The organism is Aeromonas lacus (genome assembly GCF_000764665.1).
GTDB classification, from domain to species: Bacteria; Pseudomonadota; Gammaproteobacteria; order Enterobacterales; family Aeromonadaceae; genus Aeromonas; species Aeromonas lacus.
Window position 1 is genome coordinate 1 of the sequence record NZ_JRGM01000122.1, and the last position, 521, is coordinate 521.

General features: G+C 36.1%; 1 protein-coding gene. It reads right to left on the minus strand.

Going from position 1 to position 521, the window contains the following annotated elements:
- Window positions 1–218 precede the first annotated feature (218 nt).
- The coding region (locus LG31_RS21645) for a hypothetical protein (RefSeq protein ID WP_238567503.1) at window positions 219–521 on the minus strand (303 nt) is incomplete at its 5' end.

Sequence of the window (521 nt, forward strand, 5' to 3'; positions counted from 1 at the left end):
AATCTCTTTTTGATGAACTAATCTTTGCTCATCTAACGCCTTTGCATTAATTAAATTGAATCTATTAATGACAAAAGATGCTAAAGAGTTGGCAAATAGCCTCGCTAAGAAGCCTATAGCTGCAACACTTCCTCCTGCAGCAATTATTGTAGAGAATGCTGAGATTAAGTCCATATATCACCTGTGGATTCATATTTTTGGCAAGAGATTAATATAAATTATTTTTTTACCGTAGTTCCACAGACTATACGGAATTGATATTGTTCGGCATATTTACCAAGGTAACTAACTAAGCTGGTACCCATTGGTGACTCAAATATAAACTCTTGACCAATACTTGGGTATCTCTTATTGTTGTTTATATATATAGCGGTGTCACTACCTACCTCTTTTTCGATGCCTAGGGTATTCTCGTTTCCACAAACAGTAACGGCCTGCCCATATGAAAGAATGAGGTCAGCATTAGGGTTGTAACTAACGTTAACATTTCGACTTTTTAATGCTAAAGCAAGTCCAGTAAC